The sequence below is a fragment of the Streptomyces sp. enrichment culture genome (genome assembly GCF_964273145.1).
Lineage (GTDB): Bacteria > Actinomycetota > Actinomycetes > Streptomycetales > Streptomycetaceae > Streptomyces.
Map to the genome: position 1 here is coordinate 1 of NZ_OZ186874.1, position 22,110 is coordinate 22,110.

The window sequence follows — 22,110 nt, forward strand, 5'->3', positions numbered from 1 at the left end:
CCTCGCCCGAGCGACATTCCGTCGGCATGGCGGAAGGCGTCCTACCGTTGCGCCATGCCTTCTCCCACGCCAGCCACAGCCTCGCCCGCCCCTCGCGTCCGCCGTCGGCGTTCCGCCCGCTCCCGGTAGACCCCCGTCGTCCTCTTCTCCACAGTCTCTTCCCGTCTTGTAGTTGGCACGCGGTCGCGTACGTCACCACGGTGCGGTAGGCAACGTGACCTGCCCAGCGGACACCGGCTGGAACAGGGGTAGTCCACCACCAGGCGGAGGACATGGCGGCGCTCACCTCGTAGCGGTACAGGGTGAGCGCCATGCAGGGGCGGGTAGTCCCGTCTTGCCGGTACCCGCGTCTGGAATGGTCCGCCTCAGAGGGCGTCGGCGAGCTCTTCGATCTGCTCGGCGAGGTGGGGCGCAGGGTGGAGGACGGGCCCGAGGCCGAACTCCTCCACCGGTAGCTTCCGTACGGCCGCTCGCAGTGCGGCGGTGGGCCGGTGCGGGGGGCGGCGGGGGGTCAGCGTGCGGGGAATGGCCCTCCCGTCGGCGAGAGCTGCGGCCTGCAGGGCCCAGTGGTCAGCGTCTCGTAGTTCGCCGCGCGCGAGGTGGTAGAGGTGAAGGCAGTAGGCGGCGGTCGAGTTGCCGATGCCGGCGGAGAACTGCCACCAGAAGCGTGCGCTGCCGGGCTCGTCGGCGAGGTTGAGTAGGCAGCCGAACCGCAGGGCTCCATCGGCGTCGATTCCTTCGTTGACGAGCTGGGTGATGTGCTCGGCGGCGTCGCGATGGTGCAGGAGCTGGGCTGACAGGGCCGCGAGGCGTTTATCCGCCTGTTCGTGAAGGGTGGGGAAGTGGCCCGCTGGGGCGGGCGTCCCTCCGAACATGAGGACGGCGGTGACGTCGCGGACGATTTCCTGCTGAAGGTCGTCGACGTCCTCGTCGGTGAACACGTCGGGCAGTTCCGCTCCGGCCAGGACTTCGTTGATGCTGCGCGGCACGGGTTACTCCTTCTCGTCGTCGGCAGCCGGGTTCGGTGACAGGCCGAGCTTGATGGCGATGCGCTCTCGGGCCAGGCGCCGGTGAGCGCGGACGGTGTCGGGCTTGATGCCCATGATGTTGGCGATACGGTCCGAGGGATAGCCCAGGACGTAGCCCAGCACGATGACGTCGAACTGCCGCTCGGGCAGAGCGGCTATGGCGGTGTACAGGCCGAGGGCCGACTCCATGACCTCGAACTGGCGGCGCATCGCCTCCAGCGTGGCGCGGGCAGCACACTGGAAGGCGGAGGTCTGCACCATCCGTGAGGCGCTGCCGTCGGTCATTCGCAGGTGGGTCTCCACCCGCTGCTTGAGCAGCTTCCACATGTACGCCTCGGGGCTCTCCTCCGTGAGGACCTGAGCCCAGTTCAACGCCAGGTGGCTGTAGCACTGACGCACGACGGCCTTGGCCGCGCCCTTGTCGCCGAGCATGGTGTGCGCGTAGCGCAGGTGCGCCTTGACGTACAGGCGGTAGAAGCCTTCCAGAGAGGTCGGCATCTTGTACTCGACGCCGCACAGGGCGTCGAGCTCGTTCATGAAGCCGCTCGGCAGGGTGAACTGGGCCTCGCCCGTCCCGTCCGACTCTTCGGGTGACGGCGTGATGGACATCGTCAGCCCTCCTCGTCCCGGGAGGCCGCCAGCGGCGGGGCCGACGTACGACTGCGGGACATGTCCTCCAGCAGCCCGGCGGCGCCAACCCGTACTCCGGCGCTGAGCAGACGCCGCGTCAGGGAGAGCATGTCCGGGACGAAGACACGCAGGGCGGTGGTGACCACCAGCGCGGTGAGCAGTTCGTGAAGACTCACAGGTTCCTGTCCTAAAAATCTTGCGGACAGCGCCCAATGCCCGTGCCCAGGGGCGCCGGAGGACTTCGGTGTCCTCAAGTCGCAGGATTTCGGATCTAGGTAGGCAAACGCGTATCGCGATGCCAACTTTTCTCACCCGTTGCTGTCGCATCGCTACCAAGAGGAATAGACCACTACGGACGGTAGGGTCATGATCGCGCATAGCTAACGCTTGTGACCAGGCATGATGCTTCGCCTTGGAGGAGCGGCCGCTCTGCCTGCCGAACCCGCCCGGCGGAGCCAAGGAGTTACCGAGGTGATCCATCTCACAGGTCGCGTGCACACAATCTGACCGTGTTCGGTCACCTGGTTTACGGATCGAAGACACCTGCCTCCCGACCTCGGTCCAGCCGAGGGTCTACAGGGGGCGTAGGACCGTGGACGCGGGGGCGGCGAGCGCGCCGCCGAGAACCAAGGTCTGCAACCAGGCCCACCAAGGCAGTCCGCGGCGCCGACGTCAGCGGGGGGCTGATCATGACGCGCGGGGCCAGCCCCCGAACGCCGAAGCCCCCGACCGCTGGGAGCTCGGTCGGAGGTTTCGGGCAGTGGCACGACCACCGGGCCCCAGCACGGTGGTGGACGTTGCTACAGGCCCAGCTGTCCGGCGAGGCCACCCCCGCCGGACAGGGCGGCCAGGCTGTAGGGATCGGGGTTGTTGGCGTGCTCCTGTGCCGCCCGGGCGTCCTTCACCGCGCCGGAGGGTTGCCGCGCGGCGGAGAGGTGGCCAGGCTCCCGCCGTTCAATGGAGCGGGCCAGGTGCAGCGCAAACTCCCGATACATGACGGCGCCTGGCGCGGTGACGTCCTCCAGCTCGGCGCGCACGGCGTCCACCAGCGGCCCGTCCGTACGGGGCCGTTCGCTCTCGGGGTCCTCCAGCGCGCTCTCTAGGAACCGGGCGGCCGTCGCCCTGATGGACGTTCCGTGTTGGTCGGCCAGGGCCAAGAGAGGCTTATGGATAGCCGGGGAGATCCGAGTCGTGACCACCTTCGACGGCATGGTTACACCTCTTTCCTGGGCTGACTTGGACTTTCCCGTATCGCTACGGCGGGGCACCGCCGCTCGATGATCCCGGTTCACTGTCGGGCGGACGCCGTTTGTCCAGGTCGGGCGGGGTGGTGAGGTCGACGGCAGGCATGGGGCCTCAGTGCTCGTGGATATCGCCCGGCCCTCAACCAGCGGCATCAGGAGGTGGCGCGGTGGCCGGCCTCCGGGTGGTGCAGCGCGCCAGGCCCATAACCATGTAGCGCGGGTGGCGGTCAGGCCGTCGCCGTGGTGTCCCCAATTGGGGACGTCTCGGAGCGGCGGCACTCCAGCTCGGACTGGTGGACGCGGAGGCGGTGACCGGTCAGTCCGAGGCGCTGGATGCGCATCTGCGGGTTGGCGGCGATCCAGTGGGAGACGGTCTTGAGGGTGACCTGGAGGGCGCCCGCGAACTACTTGCGGGTCAGCCACTCCGGTCCGTCGTCGGTGCCCACGGGGGCCTCCTTCGGGCGAGGTGGGACATGCGACCCCAGGCGGTCCCACGCGGGGACAGCCGGGAGCAGCGGGGCACTGTGCCATACCGATGCGGAGTCGCGTGACGGCCTGATCGCCCGCCAGCGGTGGGACCGCCCGGGCCGTGACCAGCACGAAGGGGCGTTCGTGGAACTCGTGAGACCGTCCTACGCGCGCGGGGTCGCGCGATGCGCCAGCAGCCTTGAAGCGGGAATCGTTCCGCACCACGCAAAGAGATCTTGAGTTCTATTTGTTGAGTTCTTCTTGTTCACGTGCGGTGTCGCGCATCAGGCCACATGCGATGTCGCATACGAGGCCAGATGCGGTGAAGCGCATCAGGTGCCTGAATCCTCGTGCGCTGTGGCGCATCAGGTGGACGTCCCCGGAACGCAGAAAGGCCCCCCGGCCGTGCCCCGATAAGGGGCGCGGCCGGGGGCCTAGGTGTCAGCTTTTGCGCAGCATTTGTCAGCGTGTGGGCCCGGCGGCGACCAGGGCGGCCGCGGCGATCCACGCCTTGTGCCATGCCTGGTCGAGGAGGGGCCCGGCGCCCGGGTCGCGGGTGAGCCACTGGCCCTTGCCGCTGCGGTGGGCGAAGCGGACCAGGGCGGGCGCCTCGGGGCCGTCCTCCCTCCAGTGGCCGGCGCACCGGTCGGCGGCGTAGTGCGTGGCGGCGGAGACGGCGAGGGCGGCGGCCGTGCGGCGCCAGGACAGGCGCAGCCCGAGGTACCGGGAGGCTCCCGCGAGGGCGAGGGCCTGCGTGGCGGTGTAGGAGGCGACGTGCCGGACGCAGGCGGCCCGGCCCTCGTGCCCGTGGCGGCCCTTGGCAACCGCATCGGCGTCCCGCTGCAACCAGTAGTCCCCGGCCTCGTGGGAGGCAGTGAGCAGGGCGTAGACGGCGGCGAACCGGGCGGCCGCGGTGGTGGTGTCTCGCATGGGTGGAGTCCCTTCGGTCAGATCGGTCAGAGGTTGCGGGCGTGGGCGAGGTCGGCGGCCTGGTCCAGGACGCGGAAGACGGCGCGCGGCCCGTGGCGGTCGTTGAAGCTCGGCACGGACTCTGCGTCGGGGAAGGCGCGGCGGATGGCCTCCAGCAGGACGGCGAGCGCGTCGCCCAGCTCGGCCGGGCCGGTGGCCTCCGCGCGCATCGCCCCGTACAGGCAGCGGCGGCCGTCCTCGTCGGTCATGGCCCCCTGGCACCAGCCGCCGCGCTCCAGGCGCTCCCGGGTGCGCTGCAGGAGGGCCGCGGCGGGTGTCTCGTACGGGGTGGCCGTGGGCCGGTAGGGCTCCACGGCGTCGGGGAGGCGGACGACGTCGGCCAGGTCGACGGGTTCGACGTCCAGGCCCCGGAGGATGGCGGACACGTCCACGGCCAGCCCGGCCTCCGCGAGCCGGGCGTCCATGCGGGCGGAGACGGCCGCGAGGCGGGCGTCCAGCCCCCTTGCCGGGCGGTCGGGGGCGGCGGCCCGCTCCGGGGCCGGTGCGGCGGTGCTGGAGGCGGTCACGGGGTCCTCCGGGGCGCCGGGGTGCGGGCCGGGCCCCCGGCGGCCGTCGTGCGGCGCGTCAGGGGCCCGGGGAGGGGTGTGGGGTCAGGACGGGTCGGGCTGGTCGGTGCGGGCCCACACGCCGTGTCCGACACGGGCGACGAGCCCGGCCTCGGCGAGCTTGGAGAGCGTGTTGTCGACGGACCCGGAGGCGGGGCCGCCCTCGGTGCCGACACCGACCGCCTTCCGGATCTCCCGGGTGCGCAGCGGTCCGGCGGCGAGGGCGGCGAGGACGTCGTCCCGCAGGGTGCGGGCGGAGGCCGGCGGGGTCGGGACGCGGGAGGGCGCGGCCGCCGGGGCGGACGACTCCTGGACGGCCGCGCTGATGGGCATCTCGCCCTTGCCGTCCCAGCCCTCCAGCAGCGCCACGGCGATGGTCAGGGCCTCGTCGTAGGCGCGGCGGAAGACGTCGGCCTCCTCGGGGGAGAAGTCGACCGGGGGCGCGGACTCCATGAGGGCGATCAGCCCGGGGTAGGTGCGGTTCTCCTTCACCGCGCGCCAGACGCGGGAGAGGTAGGGCTGCCCGGACTGGATGAGCCAGGCGGTGCCGGCGGTCGTCGGCCCGGTGGGGGCCTCCTCGCCGGACCAGGCCGCTTCCAGCTCCGCCGACCCCGAGACGCCGAAGTACTTCGGCACCGGGGTGACCTCCACCGTGCCGGTGGTCATGTCGGTGGCCATGCTGCGCGTCATCGAGCTGTTGACCCGTCCGAGCCACACGCTGCCCTGCTTGGCGTTGGCGCGGATCTTCTCGGAGTCCCCGAGGTCTTCGAGGTGGATGGACTGACCGGCGATCCGGACGCCCATGCCGACCTTGCGCCAGGTGATCTGTCCGGCCCCGAGCATCCCGGCCACCCACGACCGGAAGGGCTTGGGCAGCCCGCAGTCCTCGGCGATCATGCGGTTGATCTCGTCCATCGTCAGGATGGCCAGCCGCCACGGGCTTCCGAGGACGAAGCTGCCCCATCCGTTCGCGGCGCTGACCTCCTGGCGGTAGGAGGCGACGGCGGAGAACGCCGCGAGCGTGGCCGCGGATTCGGCCTGTCCGGCGCCGAAGTGGAACACCCGGCCCTCGGCCTCCGGGAGGCTCATTCCGTCCTGCGCGTCGGAGACGACGGAGACGACGCCGTTGATCCGCTCGGCGGCGATCAGCGTCAGCAGCGTCACGGACTTGCCCGAGCCGGGGGCACCGACGAGGAGGTCGGTCAGGGCGCCGAGCTCGGGGTCGTACAGCGGCCACCGGGCCGGGCGGCCGTCGTGGCGCAGCCCGATCGCGATGCGGCCGTGCCGGTCCATGAGGAGGTCCTGCGGAGTGGCCTCGCGCACGGTCATCAGCGGGTGCTCGGCGTAGATGGTGACGACGCCCTTGGCCATGCCGTCGGTCTCCACCATCAGCAGCTCGGGGTCCTCCAGTCCGAGGGCACGGGCCAGGGGGAGGCGGGGCAGGTTCAGCAGCTCACTGTCCGGTGCCTCCACCCGCAGGACGATCCGGTCCGGCAGGAACCGGTGCTCCACCAGGTGTACGCCCGGGGCGACGCCCTTCGGGGCGGATACCCGCGACTCCCACAGGGCGGTGAGCTGGTCGGCCGGCGCCTGGTGCTGCTGGCGGGCCAGCAGCTCCGCCGGGGCGACCTGGACGGCGATCCGGCCGGGGCCGTGGCCGGGCACCGGGGCGAGCCGTACGGCCTCCACGGGGACGTCGAAGACGGCGGCGACCGTGCGGGTGTCCAGGCTGCCGGGGACGGCCTCGCCGGGCTGCGCCAGGATCACGGCCTCGAAGTCGGGGCGGCCCGGGTGGTACTGCGTGATGTGCGCCAGGCGCGTGGTGCCGGTGGCGGGGGAGGCTGCCCAGTGCCGGGCGAGGTCGCCGACGTAGCCGGGCTCGTGGTCCTCCTCCTCCTCGATGGCGGGCGCCTGCGCGGCCAGGACGGCGGGCAGGTCCTCGGCCGCCCGGCGCAGGCCCCGGGAGCGGGTGAGCGGCACGGCGACGGCGGAGCCGAGGGCGACGGCCGCGGAGGCAGCGACCTCCCACCAGGAGGTGCCCGGGGTGGCCAGGCTGACCCCGTACGCGGTCGACAGCCCGAGCACCGGCAGCGACTTGTAGCAGGACGTCAGCAGGCGGCCGCCGAAGCCCTCCTCACGGTCGCGGGCCCGGGCCCACAGGCGGCACAGGACCCCGGCGCCGACCCCGAGGGCGGCGGCGTGCAGCTGCCACAGGTCGGTGCCCGGGCCGATGGCGGTAGCGGCGCCGGCGGCCCCGTAGGCGATGCGCTCCACGGTGGCCAGGTGGCGGGCGGCGGTCGGGGAGAGGGGCGGCCGGACGTCGGCGGCCGCGGTGGTGGCGGGGGTGACGGTCGAGGCGGTCACGGCGGTGTCCTCCGGGAGACGAGAGCGGGGCCCGGCCGCAGGTGGCCGGGCCCCGTGGGGTGATCGGTGGGGTGAGGGTGGGCTACCGGGTGCGGTAGAAGCCGGGCTTCGCCTGGCGGACGCCGCTCGCGTTCACCGCCTCGTACACGCCCCGGTACTCGCTCTGGTGGGCGTCGTGGAGGCCCCGGGCGTCGTGCTGGACCTGGTCGGCGGTGCGGGCCACCTCGGCGGACGCCTGGGCGACGGCGCGCAGCGCGGCCCCGGCCTCGGTGATCAGGCCGGTGAACCGCGGCTCCACCTCGGCGGCGGTGCACAGGTCCGCGAGCATGTCGGCGTGGTCGGCGTCGCGCTCCATGCGGCGCTGGAGGGACCACAGGCCCTCTTTCAGCGCCAGGGCGGAGGCGGCGAGCGCGGCCGTGCGGGCGGCCAGCCTCGTGAAGCTGGGGGTGCCTCCTCGGGCGGCGGGCAGGTGGGCGGGGCGCGGTACGAGATCGCTCACGGTGGTCATCCTTCGTTGTGGATGCGGGCGGAGGGCATGACGAGGCCGGCGTCTGCGGCGGCCTGCTGGACGGGCTTGTAGGCGTCGTGCATCTCGTCGTGGGCGACCTCCACGGACTCCGCGGCGTGCAGGGACTCCGTGCGCATCGCCTCCGCCTTGCGGGCCAGGAGGTCCATGGACTCCGACAGACGCGACAGGGCGGCCGACGTGATGCGGCCGATGACGTTGTGCCGCTCGCGCAGCTCGGCGGCCAGGTCCCGCAGCGCGTCCCGCAGCTCCCGCGCTTTCGTGGCCAGGGCGGCGCACTCGTCGTAGGTCTTGAAGCAGTCCTTCTTGGACGTCGCCAGCGAGTTGAGGACGTCGTCCAGGGTGACGTCCGTCAGGTGCTCGGAGGCGATCCCGGCCCGGCCGGGGCGGGGAATGCGGATCGGTGCGCTCACGCGCGTCTCCTTCGTCATCGTGGGGGCGGTGGTGGTCCCGGCCGCCGTGGCGGTGGCCGGGGTGCTCGGGGCGGGGGCGAGGGCGGCGGGCTCCCAGACGGGGCCGTTGCGGACGGGCGGGCCGGCCTGCTCCACGGTCCACACCACTTCGGCGTCCCACATGGCTTCGAAGAGGCTGTCCCACGCGTTGCGGCGGCCGCCGCCCCCGGGGGGCTCGTAGAACTCCCACCCGGCGCCGGGCCCGGCGCTGGTGCCCGTTCCGGCGCTGGTGCCCGTTCCGGCGCTGGTCGGGCCCGAGGCGGGGCCAGGTGTCGGGCCGGGCGCTGCGGGGCCGCCTGCGGCCGTCTCAGGGCCTCCCGAGGCGGTTTTGGTGCCGGTGTCCCCGGTGGTCGTCGTGGCCGCCCCCTCGGCGGTCTCGGCGCCGTCCCGGGGCACGCGGCGGAAGATGGGCGGGTCCAGGTCCTCCCGGCGGCGGCGCAGGCGCTCCTCCGCGCGGCGGCGGGCCTCCTCCCCGAGGGCCTTCCCGAGGGTGACGCGCTCGGTTCCGGCCTCCGTGGACGAGCCCGCCGTGCCCGGGCTGGAGCTCTTGCCGCTGCTGCCGGACGACCCGGACCCGGACCCGGTGCCCTTGCCCGGCGTCCTGGTCGACGAGCCCGAACCGGACGAGGCGGAGCCGCTGGAGCCGGACGAGCCGGGCCCCGTGCCGCCGTCCTCACGGCTCCTGCGCCGCCTCACGCGGTCCAGGAGGCCCGGCCGCCCCCCGCCGCCGCTGCCCGAGCCGGAGCCCTTGCCGCTGCTGCCGGACGACCCGGACCCGGACCCGGTGCCCTTGCCCGGCGTCCTGGTCGACGAGCCCGAACCGGACGAGCCCGGGCCCTTGCGGCCGGGGCCGGTCCCGCCAGTCCCGCCGGACCCGGTGCCCTTGCCCGGCGTCCTGGTCGACGAGCCCGAACCGGACGAGCCCGAGCCCTTACGGCCGGGGCCGGTCCCGCTGGACCCCGAGGACGGAGGACGGCCCCCGCCGGACGACGACCCGCCGCCGCTGCCGCGCCCTCCGCCCCCGGCGCCCAGGGTTCGGCGGCCGTACTCCTGCGACGAGGGGACCCGGCCGCGGCCCCCTCCGGTACCGGCGGCGTCCGCGCGCATCTGCGCCTCCTGGAGCTTGAGCCGTGCGGCGCGCAGGGGCGCGGCCTCGGCCGCCCTCTCCATGCGGCGCTGCCTCCAGTCGGTCACCGCGCCGGCCGCGCCCCGCAGGGCGGCGAGCGCGATGGCGAGGACGGCCGCCAGGCTGAGCGCTCCCATGCCGATCTCCTCCCGGTGGTCGCCGTCGTCGTCCAGGCCGTCCGCGCGGAACGTCGCCGGGACCGTCGGGGGCGGGTCCGGGAGGGGCGGGAGCCCGGGCGTGGTCGCGGCGGCCAGGGAGTCCGCGGCCGACCGGCGGTTGCTGGCGGGAACGGGAACCGCCCCGCTGTCCGGGGGCGGTCCCGGAGGCGGGGCGGTCGGTGGAGCGGAGTCCGGCGGGGCCGGTCGGGGCGGTGGTGGAGGCAGCGGCGGGAGGCTCGGCGGTGCCGTCCCCCTCGGCCTCAAAACGGTCACGTTGTCGTCGTCGGCCACGAGACGCTCCTTGACAGAGAGTGACCGGATCCCTTACGCGCGCGCGTCCGCAGGTGCGGGCGTCCGCGCCCGCACATTACGCACGCGAGGCCGGATCCGGTGGTGATGATGATGGTGAACATCACTCGGGGTAGCGGGCGCAGAAGTTCTCCAGGAACCGGGCGAGGTCGGTCCATGCCTCCTCGTTGCCCGCCCGTTCCTGGTCCTTGGCGATCGAGCGGGCCCGGTCCCACCAGGCCGCCGCGATCCCCTTCGGGCCCCGCGCGGCGTGCTCGGCGTAGCGCTGCTGCCAGTGCTGGTGCTTGTTGGCCTGCCTCTTGGTTTGCGTTTGCGTCACGGCATGTCCTCATCGGGTGCGCAGGGCGAGCCGTCCACCGGCGGTGGCGGCGGAGGAAGGGGGAGCGCCGGCGGGGGCGAGGTGGGGATGAGCCGCCGCAGCTCGTCCACGGACGGTGGAGGCGGAAGCGGGAGGTCCGGCACGGGTTCCGGCGTCCCCGTCCAGTTGGGGGCGGAGGGCGGCAGCTCGGGCACCGGCGGCCGCCAGTGCCCGAGGGCCACGGCGGACCCAGCGACCATGGCCACCGGGTCCTGCTCCCCGAAGTCGAACCACTCACCGCGCACCCAGTACGGGCGCAGGTGGTCGTGCAGTGCCTTCTCCACGGAGCGGCTGGACACCTGAAAGCGCCACAGGACGCGGAGCGCGTAGGGGCTCGCCACCTGCATGTTTCCCAGGCGTCGCTCGACGTCGAAGGCGCTGCCGATCTTGACAGGCCGCATCTCGGCGGCGCCGACGACGTACACCCACTTCTGGCGGGCCACTAGGCGCCCCTCCGCTGGTTGAACAGGTCGTTGATCCCGCGCGCGGCCGGGCGGCCGGTGTCGACGGCCGGGGCCGCGGTTTCCTCGGCGGCCGGGGTGAACGCGGCCGCGCTCTTGTGCAGGCTCTTGGCGGTGAGCGCGGCGACCGACTGGCGGCGGCCGGCCTTCCGGAGCTGCTTGGCCTCCTGCTTGGCCTGGCGCTGCGCGGGGAGGGCCTGGACGTGGGCCTTGTGCGCGGCGGCGGCCAGGCGGAAGTCCTCCATGGCGCCCTCCTGCCGGCGGGCGGCCTTGATGGCGGCCTTGAGGTGCTTCTCCACCTTGCGGGCGCGGCGGGCGGCCGACCAGCGGCCGTCTCCCTCCACGACCTCGGAGCGGAGCGCGGCCTGGAAGACGGCCAGGATCTCCTCGTACGCGGCCGCGTCCTGGTGGTGGACGCGCTGCCGGTCCATGGTCCAGGCGGTCAGGACGTCCAGGTCGAGCAGCCTCGTGTAGTCGGCGTCCGGGCGCCGGTTGATCTCGGTCACGGTGTCCTCCGTGGGGTGTCTCGTCGAGCGTGGTCGGGTGGTCCCGCAACCGCGCCCGGCCATGAGGGGGAAGGCCGGGAACGGCAGGGGGAGCACCAGACGCGGGGGGCGGCCCGGGTGGGGCCGCCCCTCGGCGTGGTGGGTGGTCGGGTGGGTCAGCCGCGGTATCCGTCGTGGATGAGCCGGGCGGCCTCCTGGCGGTACTGGGAGGCGGTGCCGGTGGCCACGTTGAAGGCGTCCGAGATCGCGTCCAGGGGCATGCGGTCGGCGTCGCCAGCGTGCTCGGCGAGGATGATCCGGGCGAGCTTGCGGACGGTCCTCTCACGCGGGGAGAGGCGGGCCAGGTCCTCCGCTTCAGCGGCGCGCAGCTCGATTTCAGCGGCGGCGGCGGCCGCTTCAGCCGCGGCCTTCCGGTTCTCCGCCGTGGCCCGCTCGGCGGCCGCCTTCCGGGCCTCCGCGTCGGCGGTCCGGGCCTCGGCTTCAGCGGCGCGGGCCTCGGCTTCACGGGCGGCCTGCTCCGTTTCACGCGCGGACCGCTCGATTTCAGCGGCGGCGGCGGCCGTTTCAGCTGCGGCCTTCCGGTCCTCGGCGGCGGCCCGCTCGGCGGCCGCCTTCCGGGCGTCGGCTTCGGCGGCGGCGGCGCTCTCCAGCGCCTCCGTCTCCAGGGCGGCAGAGCGCTCCACGGCGGTCACGGTGGCCCGGGCGCGGGCCTCGGCGGCTCCGGTGGAGGCGGTCACTTCGTGCCGGGCGGCGTCCACGAGGCCGGCGGCCCGCAGCCGTGCGGCCTCCAGCTCGGCGGCCCTCTCCGCTGCCCTGACCTGCTCGGCGACCTTCCGGGCCTCGGCGGCCTCCCGGCGCCTCTGCTCGCGCTCTGCGGCCTCCTGCGGCAGCGCCAGGGCCTCGTCCACGGTCAGCCCGTACCGGGCCATCGTCAGGGGCAGCCGGGCGTCCGAGGGGGCCTTGCGGACGCTGCCGTACCGGCGCTCCAGCATCACCTGGTAGACGCGCAGCTCCTGGTCCCGGTCGACGGCCTCGGTGTAGGAGGTCAGGCCCCACACCCGCATGCGCCGGTACAGGCGCCAGGTGGGCCACGGGGCAAGCACCCAGCGGTGCAGGGGCACGCCGTCCGGGCGGGTGCCGTGGGCCAGGCCCGACGTGCGGATGACCAGGTATCGGGCCGCTTCGACGGCGACGACGAACAACACCGGCATGACCGCGTGCATGGCGGCCGCCACCGGGTCCTCGGCCGGGGAGTGCTCCCCCGCGTTGGCGTTGAAGTAGACCGTGGCCAGGGTCAGGCCGTGGGCCACGGGCCGCAGGAACGGCCAGGACAGGCCGCGCCGGGCCAGGTAGAGGTCCAGGGCCAGGGCGACGATGATCCCGGCGTCCACACCGATGGGGAAGGCCGGGGCGAAGTCCCCGAACCCTTTGTCGACGGCCAGGGCCCGCAGGGCGCTGTAGGACCCGGCGAAGCCGATCCCGGCGACCGCGACGGCCCCGAGGACGGCGACGACGGCCAGGGCCCGCCAGGCGAGCGCGGAGCGGTCCCGGGGCGCGGGTGAAACGGAGACGGGCGGAGGTGAAACGGCGGCGGGTGCGGGTGAAACGGGGACGGCCGGGGGTGAAGCCGGGGCGGTCGGCGGTTTCGTCAGGGGCAGGTGCGCGGTCGTCACGGTGATCCTTCCGGTAGGTGGTTCGGGAGTGCGGCTGAAACGGCGGGCCGCGCGTGAAGCCGGGCGGCCCGCGCGTGAAACCCGCCTCACTGCCCGGTCGGCACCGGCTCCTCGCTGCGCGGGCGGGGGGCCTGCGGGTCCATGCCTCCGAGGGGGAGAGCCTGGATTCGCCAGGCGACCTCGGAGGCCGGCGGAAGGGCCGCCCCGGGCGCGGTAGACGTCCAGCCGCTCCGGGGCGCGCCCTCCTCCTCGGCCGCGATCTCGGCCGCCTCGGCGGTGGCGTGCACGCTGTGGAAGGCCCCCTGGCGGAACAGGACGTACACCCGGTCCATGCGGGTCTCGGACCTGCGGGCGGTGCGGAGCAGCTTCCGCAGCGTCACGCGGTCCTCGGCGTCCAGGAGCACTTGGGCGCGGGCCGCGTCGAGCTCCTTACGGGTCTCCTCCAGCTCGGTGCGGGCGGTGTCGCGCTCGCGCTCGGCCTGGAGGCGGGCGACGTGCGCCCGGGCGAGCTCGCGGAGCTGCTGCTCCGCGACGGTCTCGGCGCGGATGGCGGAGTCCGTGGCGAGGGCGGCCTCCTGCTTGGCCTGGTCGCGCTCCTCGCGGACGGCCGGCAGTGCCGCGCTGTCGGCGCGGAGGGTGTCCAGGGTGGTCGTGCGGATGATGCGGAGCATCGGGTGTCCCCCCTCGGGGAGTCGGCGGGGCGGCCCCGGCCGGTGTGGCGGGGCCGCCCCGGGGAGCGGGTCAGGGTCGGGTACGGCGGCCGGTCACCAGCGGCGCAGCCGGATCACCCGGCGGCGCTGCTCGGGGTCGCGCGGCAGCGGCGGCGCCGGGGTCGGCTCCGGGACGATCACCCGGCGCCGCTGCGGCGGGATGCTGCGCGGCGGGAGGTCTCGGCGCTCACTCACCGCGGCCTCCCTCGAGGTCGCGGGCGAGCCGGACGAGACCGAGCTGGAGCGTGGCGGCCTCCGCGTCCGCGGCGGCGCGCTCGGCGGCCGCGAGGTGCGTCCGGGTGAGGTCCACCAGCCGCTCGTGCGCCAGGTCCTCCGCCCAGTCGTGGGCGGACTCGGGCTCCGGGGCGGTCATCGCTTGCCCCTCTGCCGGACGCGGCGCAGGGCCTCGTCCATGTCCGGGTCGGAGTCGGTGGGCACCGCGCGCAGGACCGCGCGCAGGACCTCGGGGCAGCGGCACCGCCAGTAGCCGCACAGCGGGCAAGCGTCGTCCGCGGCGGTCAGGTTGATACGGTCACGCATTGCGTGCTCCTTCTCTGTGTCTGGTGACTGGTGCGGAGCGCGCGAGACGGCCTCCGGATCACGGCGCTGCAATCGCCCCGGGGGCCGTCGTCGTGCGTATGGCGCCGGCCCCCGGCGGGAGTGCCGGGGGCCGGTGGTGCGGGAAGGGTGGTCAGCGCTGCTCACGCGCGGCCCGGCGGGCCACGGCGAGGAGCGTGTCCCGGCTGATCTGCCGGGGGTCCCAGGTGAGGGTCATTCGTCCGCCGGGCCGGGTGACCCGGACCGGCTCCCCGGCGGGCAGCGGCCCGGGTATGACCTCGACGGGCGGCGGCTGGTGGTTGCTGGTCTCCACGGTGTGCCGTCCCGGTCAGGCCGCGAGGGATGCCGGGGCGGCCTCGGTGGCGGCCGGGAGCTGGACGACGTCGACGGCGGCGGCCTCGATGACCTCGGGGGCCGGCATCTCCTCCGGGGTGAAGACGTCCGCCGGGTCGGGGGCGGTCTCGGCGGTGCGGGAGCGGACCAGGGCGGCCGGGGCGACGGTGGAGCGGATGGCGTCGGTGGCGGTACGGATGGCGCGACGCACGCGGGAGGTGACGGTGCGGATCATGTGGTGCCTCCTGGTGTCTGGTGCTGGTGCGGGCCGTCCGGGGCGCTGCAATCGCCCTGACGGCCGGGGCGCCGAGTAGGCGCGGCTCCGGCACGACGCGCGTGACGCGCGAGGTGCTGGACCGCGACGACTCGGAAGTCATCGGGTTCGGGTGCCGGTCTTTGCCTTCCTCCAGCTCGCTCTACGGCGTCTGGCTGTCACCCCGCCGCCCGTACCGGCGCGGAAGGGCAGGCCCACGGGTTACCGGCGTGGTCCCTGCTGTGGAGTTCTCAAGGCGCGGGCGATTCCTTCAAGCCGCCGTCACGCGCTGCTCTCCGGTCGCCACACGCAATGTAGACCAGTATCGCCCCACATCGCTAGTGGTAGCGCTACAGGAGTACGTGGGTTAGCCTCGTGGTACACCGACGCACGTATGGATGCAGCGCAGAGACCAGGAAGGAGGTAGCTATGTCGGAGAACACCGGCTACGCGGACATCGCGGCGCACTACCGTCAAAAGATCCAGAGCGGAGAGCTGCGGCCCGGCGACACGATGCCGTCGCTGCGGAAGGTCTGTGAGCAGTTCGGCGTAGCGCAGACGACGGCGAACCGTGCCTTTCGGAAGCTCAAGATGGAGGGCCTGACGATCGCAAAGCCGGGTGTCGGCACCGTCGTTTCAGGTCCCATCAGCAACAACATCGGGACGAGGGTCGCCCTGCACGCGGCCACCGGGAAGGCCCTGGACGGCGGTGAGACCTCGCAGATCCTGGAGGTCGGCACGACCGGCGCCGATGAACTGGTTGCGTCACGCCTCGACGTCACGCCGGGCACACCGGTTCATGTGCGCCGGCGGCTTGTGAGCCGTGATGGTGTACCGGTGCACCTCAGCAGCTCCTACTACCCCGCCTACGTGATTGCGGTGACGCCCGAGCTGACTCAGCCGGTATCCACCGGGGGCTCGCGTGAGCTGGCCGCGGAGCGGCTCGGCGTGGCGCAGGAGGAGGTGCTAGAGGAGGTGACGTCCCGCCATGCTACCGACCAGGAAAAGGCGGCACTCGGCCTCACAGCCGAGAACGTGCCCGTCACCCAGGTCGTTCGGACCGTGACCCTTACGGACGGGCGCGTGGTCGAAGTGGCTGTCAAGGTCTCCGGAGGGTCGACCATCCTCCGCTGGAGGACACCCCTCTGTCCCGAGTCGTAACGCAGAACCCACGCACGACAGCGCCCCCATTCCAGGGAGATCGGAACGGGGGCGCACGGACCCGTTAGGGTCTGCCCAAACAAGCGAAAACCCGGCCCCTTGTCATCCGCCAAGATTCCAGGGGCCGGGTTCCGAAGACCCGACATGCCGTCGGCGTTTCCGATCGTACGAGAGTCAAGAGCGAAACCGCTACCCGACTCCCGGACGAGCGGGAGCACGGACGGCGTACCGGGTCGGAGAGGAAGACCCGAAGTGCCGAACCACCTGCGCGGCCGCCCTAGGGCGGCCGCCGTGAACGTGACGGGTTCCACCCGTCTGCCTGGCTGGTTCAGGGCCGCAGGCGCGTATTACCGGGACTGGTTTTGGGCCGCCGGACGCAGCAGGGCCCGCACTGCCCACGTTGACCGCGTGGGAGGCAGTGCGAGCCCTCAACGCCGTGAGGTCATGATGCCCCACCTTCTCACCGCTGGGGGCGCCCTGTGAACGCCCCCTTCTTCCCTCGTGCCACCCGTCGCGGCGCTGCCTTGGACTGGGTGAAGTTCGACGCGGAGCTGGCCCGTGACGGCAGCGTGGACCCCGTCGACAAGGCCCTGTACGCGGCCATCGGCTCCTTCGTGGACGCGGAGACTCGGGAGTCTCCGGAGACGACCGAGCTGGACCCGAACAACATCCCGCCGTGGGTGCCCACCAGGAAGCGCTTGGCGGAGTGCATCGGGAAGTCGGTGGACACCGTCGACCGGGCCACGAAGCGGCTGGAGGACCGCGGCCTCCTCCGCGTGCACCGGCAGCCTGACCCGACCAACCCGCGCCGGATGCTGCCCAGTGAGTACGAGCTGCTGGACCACCACATCTGGGACGAGTGGGCCGCCCAGCGCGCAGCGGAGCGGGCCGCCAGGAGGGCCGGCGCCGGGGATACCCGCAGCTCGGGGGGTAGCCGCACCGGTGCGGCTACCCCTGGCCGCACCGGTGCGGCTACCCCTGGCCGCACCGGTGCGGCTACCCCTGGCCGCACCGGTGCGGCCGTAAAAGACCTAGGAGAAGGTGCTGAAGAAGAGTCGGGAAAAGTAGCGCCTTCGGCGCGTAGCGCCGGTGGCGTGCGTAGCACTTCAACCTCGGGTAGTGGCACGCAAGGCCGCAGCGGCTCCGCCGCGTCGGGCAAGGAAGGCTCGTCATCGGAGGGGGCGGGTACATCGGTGCCGGTCCAGCGTGGCGAGGACGCGCTGACCCGGGAGCAGACGGCTGCGGTGCACGCCGTGGAGGCGTTGCTCCCGCCGGTTCTGGTGGCCAAGCTGCCGTACGGCCACATCCCCACCCGCAACCGTGGGGCTGTCCTGGAGGCACTGGAGTCCCGCACGGTGGACCAGCTCCGGGCGCGGATCGCTCGCCGGTGGACAACCTACGGGTATGAGCCGGCCTTTCACGACGGTGAGGTGCGGTCCGCGGTCGGCGTCGCCCTGGAGCTGATCGCTCCCACGCCCTACTGCAGAGACCTGGCGTGCGAGGACGGCGTCATGGTCGACACCGGTGAGGACTGCCGGGCTTGCACGGAGCGCCGCGAGACTCGACGGGCCGCCCGCCTTGCCGGGAAGACGCCGCCCACCGGCAGGAGCGGCAAGAGGAAGGCCCCGACGCCCGAGTGTGTCGACTGCGGCCGGCCACTGCCCGGCGCCGCCCCCGCCGATCTCGTCTGCCCGCGGTGCACCGCCGAGGCCGCGGCCGCCTTCGTTGCCCTCGCCGGCAGGCTCGCCGGGAAGGACCAAGAGCCGCAGGACGACGACGCAGAAGATCAGGAACGCGAGGCCCTGGAGCTGGAGGCGCAGCGCCGCCGAGCCCGGCGCGCATCCCTGACGGCCTCGGCCGTCGAGGAGGTTGACCCGGAGGCGGCCGCGGCCGCAGCCGAGGAAGACGCCCGAATCCGCGCGGAGCTGCTGGCCGCGAACCCATGGATGGCGGACTTCGCCCAGGAACCGGCAGCCGCCGCACAGGAGCCCGCGCCGTTCTGACCAGCGGCGGGCCGCCCAGACGCCCCGGAAAGGCGCTGGGCGGCCCGTACGCGGGCGATCTCCCCCTCTCGCCTCCACCGGACGCTACGGGTCCTGTACGGCCCTCTACGGGCCTCACAGAGCCGCCGACAAAGACGGAGCCGGGTCAAGAGCTAAGAGGTAAAAAACGCCCCTTAGCTCTGAGGAACAGCCCCTTACGACGGAGAAACCGCAGGTCGGCGTCCGAAATGCGGCCGCTTGACCAGCGGCATCAACTCCAGGGAGCCGTGATGGAACCCTGCGGTTCCCAACGTAGGGGCGCCCTGACCTGCGGCATTACCTTCTGGTTGACGTGATGGGACCGGCGGGTCCCATCACCGTGCGGTACATGAACCAAGAGACGTACGGCGGCCGCCGATGACGTATCGGTCCAGCGCGGCCGCGCCGAGTCCTGACACCGTCGAACCGTGCCCTACCGGGGCAAAGTCGGGTGTAACCGGGGACCGGAAACCGGTCGCCGGTTCACCGGCCGCCGGAAGGTCGGTCCCCTTTAGTAAGAACATCAAGTACCACCATCAAGTGTTCCGAGGTGTCCTCCGCTCCGCTCCGGACACCTCGGCCGGGGGTGGCCGGCGTTATCGGAAACCCGCTTACGCGCGCCCACGTAAGGGCGGTCCAGAAAGTCCAGAAACCCCGACGGCCGGGACACCCTCCGGGCAAGCTGGCAAGCGGACGAGCCACAGGGGAGGGCAGCGGTGAACTTCCTGTTCGTGTGCGGCTGGTGCGGCGCGGATAACGCGGTGTGGGGCGAACCCATCCCCTCCTGGTGGACGGACAAGTACCGGGTGCCCGACGACTTCGAGTGCTGGGCATGCGGCGGTATCAGCACCACCCCGCCCCCGCCGTGGACACCGGCCGACGACTAGCCGCGGACGCGGCGGTCCTCAAGGACGCGCGGCAGGCCGGCGCCTCGGGCGAGGTCGGATTTTTGAACCGGCCCCCCGAACCCCCGCCGACCGCGGGCCGGGGAAACTGCCGGAATGAGCACTGCACGCCGCCGGGCCCTGGGATCGGGCCCGGACGTCCCCGAGCCCGCACCACGTGATCCCCGAGCCCGTACAGCAGCAGAACGGGCCGCCGACGCGGAATGGACCACCGAACCGCTACCCGCGCCCTCTCACCCCCGGCAGGGAGGACGGCGCCGGCCACTCGGAGCCGGACCGGCCGACCCGGGCACCCCCAGCCACCCACCGGAGCACTGACCCGGGCAGAGTGACAGCAGCGGCCCGCAGAAAAGGTCAGCTTTTCGGCAGCTTCGGTCACCCTCATAGTCCGTATGAACGTGCCACATCTTCGCCAGCCTTCGCGGAAGGCCGGCAGGCATGGCGAGGGCCCGGCGCCATACCTCGCGCCGGGCCCTCTCGCCCACGACCAACCCCGGTCAGATATCGCCCTGGTCCCCGGAGGTCTCGCGCACCCGGTAGGCCGTCCGGTTCGCGTACTGCCGCAGCTCCCGCCGCAGGTAGTCAGCCCGCCCCGGGTCGTACAGCAGAGCGGCCGCCAGGACTCCACCGCCTAGCCGGTCGTAGATCTGCCGCTGCTGGGCGAGGGCAGCCTCCATCGTGGCGATGGCCTCAGCGCCCTCGTCCACCTGATCCTGACTGACTCCGCCCTGGTCGACCTCGTCGGCCTGGCGGTCGTCGGCGGCCTGCCCCGGCACCTGCGGCGGGGGCGACGCGAGTCGCGGGACTTTGCCCGCAGCGACCGCCGCCTTGAGAACGTCGCGCACCTGATCCGGGCTGGCGAGCTGCTGAGACGGCGGGAGGACGGCGCGAGCCTCGGCGAGGTCGGCGGCTGTCACCTTCCGGTCCCCACGCAGCTCCTTCACACCCCGGTACAGGGCGACGGCGGTAGGCACATCGTGCGTCTTCGTGGCCGCGACCAGCTCGCGGGCTTGGCCTTCGTTAACGTCCCCAATTGGGGACACGGCGGCCGCGACCGGCCACGCCTCGATCATCCGGTACGCCTGCGACTTCCGGATCCCCCAGACGTCGTCCAGGTACTCCACGAACGTGCCGTGCGTCTCCCGGTAGAGACGCCCGCGGTTGATAACCTCCAGGGCCTTGCCCGCGACGATGACGGACCGCCGGAAGGCGTGGAGCGCCTGCTCGCACACGGCGAGGTGACCGCGCTCCTGGTCGTTCAACGGCCGCGTTACGGTCTCGGGGACGTCATACGGTGTGGGGAGCTGCTGCACGGTGAGCGGCGTCGACAGGTCCGCGCCGGTCAGCTCGGCCACCACCCCGGCGGACCGCGCGGCCGCGGGCTCCTCCCCGGTGCCGGCTTCCAGCTCGTCCAGCTCCTCGGGCTCCTCCGGCTCCGCGCTCCGGGTCGACGGCAGGGCAAGGGCACGGCGGCTCATGCGGCGGCCCCCCTCGGGGGCAGGATGACCGCGGCGGCCTGGTCGTAGTCCCCGGCCGGGGCCGCCTCGGGCGCGTACACGCGGATCGGTTGCTCAGCCAACGGAGCCTCCGCAGCCCGGATGCTGCGCCGGATCGGGATGACGGCCGCCTCCGGGTAGTCCTCGGACACCTTCGCGGCCAGCTGCCGGGCAAAGGTCGACTTGTCCCACGCGGTCAGCAGGACCGCGCCCACACGCAGCTTCGGGTTCGTCTTCCGCTGCACGCTGCGAATCGTCTTGTGCAGCGACGCCATGCCCTTCATGTCCAAGCCGCCCACCTTGATAGGCACCAAGGCCTCGTCCCCGGCGGTGAGCGCGGCAACGGTCACCAACCCGAGAGATGGCGCGGCGTCGATCAAGGTCACGTCGTACGGAGAGCGGCCGCCGGCCTCCTCCGCCTCCTGGGCAAGCGCGGCCGCCAACGCCTGCTCCGCGCCGATGGGCCGGTTGTACTCCACCTGCTGAAGGTCGGTGCTGGACGGGACGACGTCCACCCCGGCGAACAGCGTCGGGTAGGTGGCCTCCGTCAGCGTGCACTCCTCGAAGAACACCGACCGCAACGAGTGGCGCGGGCTGCCCTCCGGATACTGCGGCAGCAGCCACACGGACAGGGCCGCCTCCTGGTGGTCGGCGTCGATGATGCGCACCCGGTACCCGGCGGCCGCCCACGCGGCCGCGAGCTCCACGGTGCTGGTTGTCTTGCCCGCGCCGCCCTTCTGGTTCACCACGACGAACACGCGCGGTGCCTCGGCCGGGCGGAAGGTGGGCGGCACGAGGATCTGCGGACGCCATGCCTGATACGGGGTGTCGGCGTTCCACGCGGAGACGATCTCCAGGCGGTCGCCTGGAGGGCTGTGCAGGGACGGCAGGGCCGTCCTCGGTGATTCGGTCATGCCCCGGAACCTAACCCCCCGGGGGACCACGTCCGCCAGACGCCCGGTTGACGCGCGCGCGGACCGGTACGGTACGGGCCCTGGACCTTCGCTCGGGAGCCCCTGGCGCCCGCACTCCGCAGTGGGGCGAGGGGGTTGGCCACCTACCTCGAGGAGGCGCGGGTGTCACGACGGGCACGCCGTCATGGCAGCGGGGGCAGGACCGGGCAGCACCACAACGCCGCACCCGCCCTGTGGTCTTACAGCCAGCCGCCAGCAGGACCGGTCCATCACGTGCCCGGACGGCACGGTCGAGGCGGAGGCACCGCAGAAGGCGGTGCGGGACGTCCCCGGTAAGCCGCGCCGCAAGGCGTCGGGGCAGAAGAAGTCGCCGCCCCTGCCCACGATGAAGCAGCTCCTCACAGTGGAGTGTCCTGCCTGTGGCCGTCAGCCGGGGCAGCCGTGCACGCTCCGCCAGGGCCACCGTGCACGGGTGGAGATGTACCGCGCGGCAACCGGCAAGGGCGGCAGTCCGGAGGCGATCAGAGTGGCCGTGCAGAAGGGCGCGAAGGTCTTGAAGGACAAGCGGGCTGCACGTTGCACGGTGACTTCGGAGGAACGCACCAAGCAAGCCGCGCAGTCCGCGGTTGCGGAGGAGGCCGCCCGGCGCAAGGGCCGCAAGGGGAACCCGTACAAAGTCGGCGAACACCCGCGCCGTCTTGCTAGAGCAGGTCACGGCGCTCTGGTGCCCGGCCTGCCGGGCACCGTCTGGTGAGCTGTGCGCAGCGCGCCTGGGCAACGGTCGGCCTGCGTTCCACATCGAGCGTCAGCAGGCCGCTCGGGCGGTCCTCCAGAGGACGCTGGACGCGTAGCGCAGACGCACGGCGCCCGAGGGCACCCCGTCCTGTACGTGCCAGGCACGACCGAAATAGGGTGACCAGC

General features: G+C 73.0%; 25 protein-coding genes. 4 read left to right on the plus strand and 21 right to left on the minus strand.

The genetic code is table 11. From position 1 onward, the window contains the following. Window positions 1-365 precede the first annotated feature (365 nt). The 19 genes from ACSU6Z_RS28990 to ACSU6Z_RS29080 all read right to left on the minus strand — a co-directional run bounded on the left by ACSU6Z_RS28990 (window position 366) and on the right by ACSU6Z_RS29080 (window position 14,674). Complete coding sequence (locus ACSU6Z_RS28990) at window positions 366-989, minus strand: hypothetical protein (RefSeq protein WP_437050581.1); 624 nt, start codon at window positions 987-989, stop codon at window positions 366-368. A gap of 3 nt (window positions 990-992) precedes the next feature. Next, window positions 993-1,637, minus strand: coding sequence for a sigma-70 family RNA polymerase sigma factor (locus tag ACSU6Z_RS28995; protein ID WP_437050583.1), 645 nt, complete (start codon window positions 1,635-1,637; stop codon window positions 993-995). Between the two features lie 2 nt (window positions 1,638-1,639). After that, window positions 1,640-1,834, minus strand: a complete 195-nt coding sequence (locus tag ACSU6Z_RS29000; RefSeq protein ID WP_437050585.1) for a hypothetical protein — start codon at window positions 1,832-1,834, stop codon at window positions 1,640-1,642. A 624-nt stretch (window positions 1,835-2,458) separates the two neighbouring features. Beyond that, the gene (locus ACSU6Z_RS29005; RefSeq protein WP_437050586.1) at window positions 2,459-2,815 is read right to left on the minus strand and encodes a hypothetical protein; all 357 of its coding nucleotides are present in this window, start codon (window positions 2,813-2,815) and stop codon (window positions 2,459-2,461) included. Window positions 2,816-3,832: 1,017 nt separating this feature from the next. After that, window positions 3,833-4,300 carry a hypothetical protein gene (locus ACSU6Z_RS29010; protein ID WP_437050588.1) on the minus strand — a complete coding sequence of 156 codons (468 nt, stop codon included), beginning with the start codon at window positions 4,298-4,300 and terminating at the stop codon, window positions 3,833-3,835. 26 nt (window positions 4,301-4,326) lie between these two features. Beyond that, the gene (locus ACSU6Z_RS29015; protein ID WP_437050590.1) at window positions 4,327-4,866 is read right to left on the minus strand and encodes a DUF6197 family protein; all 540 of its coding nucleotides are present in this window, start codon (window positions 4,864-4,866) and stop codon (window positions 4,327-4,329) included. Between the two features lie 84 nt (window positions 4,867-4,950). Beyond that, on the minus strand, window positions 4,951-7,269 hold the full coding sequence (locus ACSU6Z_RS29020) for a hypothetical protein (RefSeq protein WP_437050592.1): 2,319 nt from the start codon (window positions 7,267-7,269) through the stop codon (window positions 4,951-4,953). Between the two features lie 82 nt (window positions 7,270-7,351). Continuing rightward, a complete protein-coding gene (locus ACSU6Z_RS29025; RefSeq protein WP_437050594.1) occupies window positions 7,352-7,768 on the minus strand; it encodes a conjugal transfer protein TraB in 417 nt (138 codons plus the stop codon). 5 nt (window positions 7,769-7,773) lie between these two features. Then, complete coding sequence (locus ACSU6Z_RS29030) at window positions 7,774-9,510, minus strand: hypothetical protein (RefSeq protein WP_437050596.1); 1,737 nt, start codon at window positions 9,508-9,510, stop codon at window positions 7,774-7,776. A gap of 433 nt (window positions 9,511-9,943) precedes the next feature. Further along, entirely contained in the window at window positions 9,944-10,159 is a 216-nt protein-coding gene (locus ACSU6Z_RS29035; RefSeq protein WP_437050597.1) for a hypothetical protein, read from the minus strand. Next, window positions 10,156-10,641 carry a GIY-YIG nuclease family protein gene (locus tag ACSU6Z_RS29040; protein ID WP_437050599.1) on the minus strand — a complete coding sequence of 162 codons (486 nt, stop codon included), beginning with the start codon at window positions 10,639-10,641 and terminating at the stop codon, window positions 10,156-10,158. Before ACSU6Z_RS29040 ends, ACSU6Z_RS29035 begins: the two co-directional genes overlap by 4 nt. Continuing rightward, the gene (locus ACSU6Z_RS29045; protein WP_437050600.1) at window positions 10,641-11,165 is read right to left on the minus strand and encodes a hypothetical protein; all 525 of its coding nucleotides are present in this window, start codon (window positions 11,163-11,165) and stop codon (window positions 10,641-10,643) included. Before ACSU6Z_RS29045 ends, ACSU6Z_RS29040 begins: the two co-directional genes overlap by 1 nt. Before the next feature lie 155 nt (window positions 11,166-11,320). Next, on the minus strand, window positions 11,321-12,838 hold the full coding sequence (locus ACSU6Z_RS29050; RefSeq protein WP_437050601.1) for a DUF2637 domain-containing protein: 1,518 nt from the start codon (window positions 12,836-12,838) through the stop codon (window positions 11,321-11,323). Between the two features lie 86 nt (window positions 12,839-12,924). Continuing rightward, window positions 12,925-13,509 (minus strand): hypothetical protein, encoded by a 585-nt coding sequence (locus tag ACSU6Z_RS29055; RefSeq protein ID WP_437050602.1) that lies wholly within the window; start codon window positions 13,507-13,509, stop codon window positions 12,925-12,927. A gap of 93 nt (window positions 13,510-13,602) precedes the next feature. Next, window positions 13,603-13,743 carry a hypothetical protein gene (locus tag ACSU6Z_RS29060; protein ID WP_437050604.1) on the minus strand — a complete coding sequence of 47 codons (141 nt, stop codon included), beginning with the start codon at window positions 13,741-13,743 and terminating at the stop codon, window positions 13,603-13,605. Beyond that, entirely contained in the window at window positions 13,736-13,921 is a 186-nt protein-coding gene (locus ACSU6Z_RS29065; RefSeq protein ID WP_437050606.1) for a hypothetical protein, read from the minus strand. The genes ACSU6Z_RS29060 and ACSU6Z_RS29065 overlap by 8 nt, the downstream gene beginning before the upstream one ends. After that, on the minus strand, window positions 13,918-14,088 hold the full coding sequence (locus tag ACSU6Z_RS29070; RefSeq protein WP_437050607.1) for a hypothetical protein: 171 nt from the start codon (window positions 14,086-14,088) through the stop codon (window positions 13,918-13,920). Before ACSU6Z_RS29070 ends, ACSU6Z_RS29065 begins: the two co-directional genes overlap by 4 nt. 151 nt (window positions 14,089-14,239) lie before the next feature. Beyond that, window positions 14,240-14,419: a hypothetical protein gene (locus ACSU6Z_RS29075; RefSeq protein ID WP_437050608.1), complete on the minus strand. Its 180-nt coding sequence runs from the start codon at window positions 14,417-14,419 to the stop codon at window positions 14,240-14,242. 15 nt (window positions 14,420-14,434) lie between these two features. Beyond that, window positions 14,435-14,674: a hypothetical protein gene (locus ACSU6Z_RS29080; protein WP_437050610.1), complete on the minus strand. Its 240-nt coding sequence runs from the start codon at window positions 14,672-14,674 to the stop codon at window positions 14,435-14,437. Between the two features lie 447 nt (window positions 14,675-15,121). On the opposite strand from ACSU6Z_RS29080, the gene ACSU6Z_RS29085 reads away from it, so the two are divergent. From ACSU6Z_RS29085 to ACSU6Z_RS29095, 3 genes are all read left to right on the plus strand, one after another. Then, window positions 15,122-15,853, plus strand: coding sequence for a GntR family transcriptional regulator (locus ACSU6Z_RS29085; protein WP_437050611.1), 732 nt, complete (start codon window positions 15,122-15,124; stop codon window positions 15,851-15,853). Window positions 15,854-16,386: 533 nt separating this feature from the next. Continuing rightward, entirely contained in the window at window positions 16,387-17,856 is a 1,470-nt protein-coding gene (locus ACSU6Z_RS29090) for a hypothetical protein (protein WP_437050613.1), read from the plus strand. A 734-nt stretch (window positions 17,857-18,590) separates the two neighbouring features. Further along, entirely contained in the window at window positions 18,591-18,761 is a 171-nt protein-coding gene (locus ACSU6Z_RS29095; protein WP_437050615.1) for a hypothetical protein, read from the plus strand. A 515-nt stretch (window positions 18,762-19,276) separates the two neighbouring features. Here the strand turns inward: ACSU6Z_RS29095 and ACSU6Z_RS29100 are convergent. Both ACSU6Z_RS29100 and ACSU6Z_RS29105 read right to left on the minus strand, forming a co-directional pair. Next, window positions 19,277-20,257: a hypothetical protein gene (locus tag ACSU6Z_RS29100; protein ID WP_437050616.1), complete on the minus strand. Its 981-nt coding sequence runs from the start codon at window positions 20,255-20,257 to the stop codon at window positions 19,277-19,279. Then, window positions 20,254-21,189, minus strand: a complete 936-nt coding sequence (locus ACSU6Z_RS29105; protein WP_437050551.1) for a ParA family protein — start codon at window positions 21,187-21,189, stop codon at window positions 20,254-20,256. Before ACSU6Z_RS29105 ends, ACSU6Z_RS29100 begins: the two co-directional genes overlap by 4 nt. A gap of 184 nt (window positions 21,190-21,373) precedes the next feature. On the opposite strand from ACSU6Z_RS29105, the gene ACSU6Z_RS29110 reads away from it, so the two are divergent. Continuing rightward, window positions 21,374-21,943, plus strand: a complete 570-nt coding sequence (locus ACSU6Z_RS29110) for a zinc finger domain-containing protein (RefSeq protein WP_437050553.1) — start codon at window positions 21,374-21,376, stop codon at window positions 21,941-21,943. The last annotated feature ends 167 nt before the right edge of the window (window positions 21,944-22,110 follow it).